Raw genomic sequence first — 5987 nt, forward strand, 5'->3', positions numbered from 1 at the left:
CCCGTGGGTTATACCCTAAGAGCAAACCACCCTTTTTAAGGGTGGTTCTGATTGAACAAATTTATTAGGGAAGAGTCTGCTCCGTGCCGTTTGCTAGGGTAGGGGTGTGCGCGTTGCCGTGTCGTGAAAATGGAAGATGCTCGGAATATAACGCGCCTCGACATACTCAAATTGAGTTCCGGTTGAGTCGAATGTCTGGCTGGTTACGACCGCCAGATACGAAGAAGAATCGACGTCAAGCAACCGGCAGTCCTCAGTGTCGGGCTGGGCGAGTGTTATCGTTCGTTTGCTCACGGCAATGGTGAGCCCTAGCTCATCCTCGATGTAATGGAAGAGCGACAGGGTGGCATTCTGCTCGTTTAGGCCGGGGACGGAGGAAGTTAGGAAGTAGTGGCGGTCGACAGCGACCGGTTTATCGTCGAGCATGCGGACGAGCTTCAAATGCGTAAGGTCTTCTCCTTCGGGAAATCCCGTCAACTGAGCTAGATACTTATTGGTGCTTACGTGTTCGAAATAGACGATTTTTGACGTTGGAATTGCTCCGATCGCGTGTGCCGATTCGCTGAACGAAGAAAGGTCATTTACGGTGAATGCGCCCTCTTTGCTGGCGCCTGCAAGTGACGTCTCGATTACGAGGACTCCCTTGCCTTTAATGGACTGAACTAGACCTTCATTTGCGAGAAGTGAAATGGCCTTGCGCACCGTCATTCGAGAACAGGAGAACTCTTTGGACAGATTTTGTTCGGAAGGAAGGAGCGATCCCACGGGATGCTTACCTTCGACAATCCGCTCTCGAAGGCTGCGGTAAATTTCACTGTACAGGATCCTTGCCAAAATGCTCTCCTTATAGAGGTGGTGCGGAATGCGTCAAATCGGCGCGATAGTCTGTTTCTACCAATTATAGGAAGTGAAGACGCTTAAAGTTACCGCTTACCGTCATAAATCAACCGTTCACCCGTGTGCTTAACATGTCTAGACAGATAGCAAATCACTGAGGATATAATTCAAGTCGTCAAGTACATGTCTAGACAGGAGGATTTGCAATGGCAAAACAGAGCTATGCGGTTACTATCGCGGGAGGCGGAAGCACTTATACGCCGGGCGTTGTTCTGACACTTCTCGCGAAGCGTGATGTGTTCCCCATCAATAGGATTACGCTCTATGACAACGATGCCGAGCGTCAGGGGACAATTGCCAAGGCATGTGCCATCTACATCAGGGAGAATGCTCCAGAGGTAACCTTCAGCTATACGACCGACCCTGAGGAGGCCTTCACAGGCATCGACTTTGTACTTGCCCAGATTCGCGTTGGCAAGTACGCTATGCGCGATAAGGACGAGAAGATCCCCCTGCGCTATGGCGTTCTTGGCCAAGAGACCTGCGGTCCTGGTGGCATTGCTTATGGCTTGCGCTCCATTGGCGGCGTACTCGAGATCCTTGACTACATGGAGAAATATAGTCCCAACGCATGGATGCTCAACTACTCCAACCCCGCGGCGATCGTTGCTGAGGCGACACGCCGCCTTCGCCCGGATTCAAAGATCATCAACATTTGCGACATGCCAATAGCCCTGATGGATATCATGGCTCAGATGTGTGGTCTCAAGGACCACAACGACCTCGTCGTCGGCTACTACGGCCTCAACCACTTTGGCTGGTGGACAAAGATTCACGACCGTGCAGGCAATGACCTTATGCCCACTATCAAGGCCCAAATGGCTAAAAACGGTTATGCTGGCGAGGATTCTGGCCTTGAATTCGTCGATGCGTCTTGGGACCAGACGTTCCGTAAGGCTAAGGATGTTTACGCGCTCGATCCGAATACCATTCCGAACACCTACCTCAAGTACTATCTCTTCCCGGACTATGTGGTTGAGCACACCGACCCCAACCACACCCGCACCGACGAGGTCCGTGAGGGTCGCGAGAAACGCGTTTTCGGTACCGCTCGCCAGATTATCGAAAAGGGCACGTCTGAGGGTTTCGGCCTTAAGCCAGATACCCACGCTGAGTACATTGTCGATCTCGCTCGCGCTTTGGCAGAGAACACCCGTGAACGTTTCTCGCTGATTGTTCCCAACGACGGGGCTGTGTCCAATTTTGACCCAACGGCTATGGTCGAGATCCCCTGCATCGTCGGCAGCGACGGCTACGAGAAAATTTGCCAAGGTGAGATTCCGCAATTCCAGAAAGGACTTATGGAGGAACAGGTCTCGGTCGAAAAGCTTGCAGTGTCTGCTTGGGTCGACCATTCCTATCAGGAGCTTTGGCAGGCGCTGACGCTTTCGAAGACGGTCCCCTCTGCCTCCGTTGCAAAGAAGATCCTTGACGATCTCATTGAGGCGAATAAGGAGTTCTGGCCAGAGCTTCACTAGTATCGGAAATCAATTTAGCGAATGATGGCGGGCGGCCGACCTTGGACAGGCCGCATGGGAGGAAAACCATGAGCGAAAGCAAAGAGCTTGCAAATCGCAAGCTCGGCGAGGACGTAGTTGGCCTCGTCGGCGGTAAGGAAAACATCCTGAGCATCTCGCACTGCATGACGCGTCTACGTTTCAAGCTGCGAGACGATGCGAAGGCCGATACTAAGGCAATTGAATCTCATAAAGGCGTCATTCAAGTAATCAACGCGAATGGCCAGTATCAGGTTGTTGTCGGCATCAATGTGATTGAGGATGTTTACGATGCCGCGGTTGCCGCTTCTGGTGTCGAGGGGCTGGGCGAGGTTAATCTTGATGGTGAGCCCGTCAAGAAAGGAAACGTTGTTAGTGCCCTTATCGATACTATTTCGGGCGTAATCCAGCCGATTCTTGCGGTTCTGTGTGCCGCGGGCATGATCAAGGGTGTTTTGAGTATTCTCGTCGCCCTTGGATGGATTACGGCGACAGATGGCTTGTACCAGATTCTATATGCGGCTGGTGACGGCTTCTTCTACTTCCTGCCGATTATCCTTGGCTATACCGCGGCAAAGAAGTTTGGCTGTAGTGAGTTCGTTGGCATGACGCTCGGTATCGCACTTACGTATCCGGCGATGGTCAACATCACATCTGGCGATGTTTTGGGAACGGTGTTTGCCGGCACTCCCTTTGCCATGAACTACTACACGACTTTCCTCGGCATACCCGTCATCATGCCGTCTTCGGGTTATACGAGCTCTGTCATTCCGATTATCATCTCTGTTTGGTTCGCGGCAAAGCTGGAGAAGTGGTGCCGCAAGCATTTCTCTGAGTATGTAAAGTTCTTCTTTGTGCCTACGTGCGTGCTCGTTGTGATGGTCCCCGCTACCTATTTGATTATTGGCCCGATTGCCACCCTGATCACGAACCTCATGAGCCTGCTGTTTAACTCCCTCTACAGCTTGCCTGTCATCGGCGGCGCGCTCGGCGGCATCGTGCTTACTGCCATTTGGCAGCCTATGGTCATCTTCGGATTCCACTGGAGTGTCATTGCCCTCATGCTGGTGAACATTGCCTCCCAGGGCTGGGATATTGTCATGGCGCCGTACATGGTTTGTTCATACGCTCAGTCCCTTGCCGTCCTCGCTATCCTTCTGAAGACTAAGGACGTAAAGCTCAAGCAGCTTGCATGGCCGGCGTTCATCTCGGGCTTCTTCTTCGGCATCACCGAACCTTGCATCTACGGCGTGACCCTTCCGCGCAAGAAGCCTTTTATCATGAGCTGCATCGCCTCTGTGCCCGGCGGCCTAATCATCGGCGCTCTTGGCACCAAGATGTTCGCCTTCACCGGCGGCGGCTTCTGCGCCTTCCCGGGCTTCATTGACCCGTCCGGTGCAATGGGCGCGAACTACCTGATTTACGTAATCATAGCCATCGTGGTTTCCAGCGTGATTTCGTTCCTGCTTACGTATGCGACGTACAAGGAGGACGTGCCGGCGGTAGAGGCTGCAAAGTAGCCAAAGAAGTGGAGCTGCGGGACAAGTATTTCCCCGCGCGCCAGCAATTAGACGAGGTCGTCCTTGAATAAGCGTCGAGGGCGACCTCATCTTGTACTGATTTCGTTCGAGAGGCAGTGGTTGAGGGTGCCTAATATTATCTTTGACAATAAGATGGGCGAGGCGTGCCTTGCGGCGTGGAGGTCCGCGGGTGTGGAAGTCCGCTCAGTCGTGGTCCGACAAGATGGTGAAGTCGTCTTCGAGCATGCGGCTGCGCCGTTCGCCCTCGAACACGTTCACCCGCTCTATTCTGTGACTAAGTCCTTCACTTCGGTTGCTGTTGGGATGTTGGTGAATGAAGGACGGCTGTCGCTGGCCGATCGCTGGATTTCATACTTCCCGGAATATGAAGGCGAGATTGCGGATGAGCGCTTTCGCAATGTGACGGTTCGCAATTTGCTGACTATGACGATGGGGCAGGAGAGTGACCTTTCGTATATTGGCGCGGGAGACGACTGGGCACATGAGGTTCTTCATCGTGAGTTTGACTGGAAGCCGGGCGAGGTCTTTCACTACGATTCGCTGTGTTCACATTTATTGAGCATGCTCGTGCAACGCATAAGTGGAACGAAAGAATCCGATTATCTCGCTGAACGTTTGTTTACGCCGTTAGGCATTAGAAATTGGTGGTGGGAAGAGGATCAAGCCGGTCATACGACCGGAGGTTTTGGTCTTCACCTTTCGACACCGGATTTGGCTAAGTTTGGTCAATGTTTGCTGGATGGCGGCAAGTGGCGTGGGGAACAGATCATTCCCGCGGAATGGGTTGCCGAGGCGACGAAGATTCAGATGGAAACGAGCCCCTTTTATCCGTCTGAGGCGACTGAAGACAGCAATGGCTATGGATACCAGTTCTGGATGTGCCGGCGTGGCGGGTTCAGATGCTCCGGCCTTTTTGGGCAGCTGTGCTACATACGGCCCACAGATGGCCTTGTCATCGCTTGCTCGAGTTCCACGACAGGAAGTAAGGCGCTGCTTGATCCGCTGTATAAGGTATTGTTCAAAGAGTCTAGTGTTCGGGAAACGGTGGCTTCCGAACGTGACTTCGATAGTATTCCCGTGCCAGTTGGGTTGGCTTCTGGCGGACGTTTGAGCTCATTACGCCTCGAGGGCATTCATCATTGCATTTTCGGGGATTTTGAAGAGATCGATATTCGATTTTATGAGAATGAGCTGGATTTATCTCTGTTGCGCGATGGTCGTGAGTACGGCGTGAGGGCCGGCTACAAGTCTTGGGTTTGCAAATCGGGCGATGGGGCCGGCGTTGGAGACCTCTTTCCTTTCGTGACTCATGAAGCTGAGAGGGACGATGCCCCCGCATGGGATGTTCGCAAGTTGTTTGCAGCGTATGCCTGGACTTCGCCAACAAATTTACAAATCGAGACCAGGGAACTGGACTACACGCGGCGCTGTTTTATCGATGTACGGATTGGAGGTATTTATGCTGTGTGCAGGGTGCGAGTTGAGGGAATGTGCTGTTTCCCGACACCCTCGGAACTCACAGCGATTTTGAAGTTGGGATAATTTTTCAAGACGTGCGATTGATAAGAAAGCTTGTCAACATCACGGCTAATGGAGACGGAGCTGTCTCCAGGCAATGTTTTTCGATACGGACGTTTCAGATATCGTATTGCTAGGGACTAAGTTAATCACTTGTTAGGGTCAAAGCGTAGGTGCATTTTCTCGGCTTCGCACCCTGTTGGGCTCGAATCCCGGCGCATGGCAGCAAAAAGCCCGCTATCGTGAGGATAACGGGCTTCTCATTTCAAATGGTGCCCCACCCAACGGGATATTCGCGTGCGGCTGGCATTGCCCGCTTCCGCTGCGTCGTTTCGCTCCTTGCGCGACGTCGTGGATGCCTTGGAGGAGATCGTGGCCGCCGACTGCTGGTCGGTCCCGACCTACGACGAGATTCTGTTCTATCTGTAACAGACACGTTTGATTTTGCGTGTGAAGGGGTCTCGCCTGTGCGAGGCCCCTTCTGTTTCAAGACTTTAGTCTGCTGGCCGCGCAGCGGCCAGCTTTAAACCACCCG

5 protein-coding genes are annotated in these 5987 nt (G+C 52.9%); 4 read left to right on the forward strand and 1 reads right to left on the reverse strand.

Annotation, left to right across the window (positions count from 1 at the left end; translation table 11 throughout):
• Window positions 1–93: 93 nt before the first annotated feature.
• Window positions 94–834, reverse strand: a complete 741-nt coding sequence (locus tag DWY05_RS09710) for a GntR family transcriptional regulator (protein ID WP_099432702.1) — start codon at window positions 832–834, stop codon at window positions 94–96.
• A gap of 209 nt (window positions 835–1043) precedes the next feature.
• Here DWY05_RS09710 and DWY05_RS09715 point away from each other — a divergent pair, with 209 nt between their 5' ends.
• The 4 genes from DWY05_RS09715 to DWY05_RS10190 all read left to right on the forward strand — a co-directional run bounded on the left by DWY05_RS09715 (window position 1044) and on the right by DWY05_RS10190 (window position 5881).
• Window positions 1044–2375: a 6-phospho-alpha-glucosidase gene (locus DWY05_RS09715; RefSeq protein ID WP_099432703.1), complete on the forward strand. Its 1332-nt coding sequence runs from the start codon at window positions 1044–1046 to the stop codon at window positions 2373–2375.
• 68 nt (window positions 2376–2443) lie between these two features.
• A complete protein-coding gene (locus tag DWY05_RS09720; RefSeq protein ID WP_099432704.1) occupies window positions 2444–3913 on the forward strand; it encodes a PTS transporter subunit EIIC in 1470 nt (489 codons plus the stop codon).
• A gap of 126 nt (window positions 3914–4039) precedes the next feature.
• A complete protein-coding gene (locus DWY05_RS09725; protein WP_147343292.1) occupies window positions 4040–5476 on the forward strand; it encodes a serine hydrolase in 1437 nt (478 codons plus the stop codon).
• 273 nt (window positions 5477–5749) lie between these two features.
• A complete protein-coding gene (locus DWY05_RS10190) occupies window positions 5750–5881 on the forward strand; it encodes a hypothetical protein (RefSeq protein WP_255413198.1) in 132 nt (43 codons plus the stop codon).
• The last annotated feature ends 106 nt before the right edge of the window (window positions 5882–5987 follow it).

It is taken from the genome of Collinsella sp. AF23-4AC (assembly GCF_003462685.1).
Classification (GTDB): domain Bacteria; phylum Actinomycetota; class Coriobacteriia; order Coriobacteriales; family Coriobacteriaceae; genus Collinsella.

What these genes read in the sequence shown, in the direction of transcription:
- DWY05_RS09715 (WP_099432703.1), top strand. Translation starts at nt 1,044, where the DNA reads ATGGCAAAACAGAGCTATGCGGTTACTATCGCGGGAGGCGGAAGCACT.
- DWY05_RS09720 (WP_099432704.1), top strand. Translation starts at nt 2,444, where the DNA reads ATGAGCGAAAGCAAAGAGCTTGCAAATCGCAAGCTCGGCGAGGACGTA.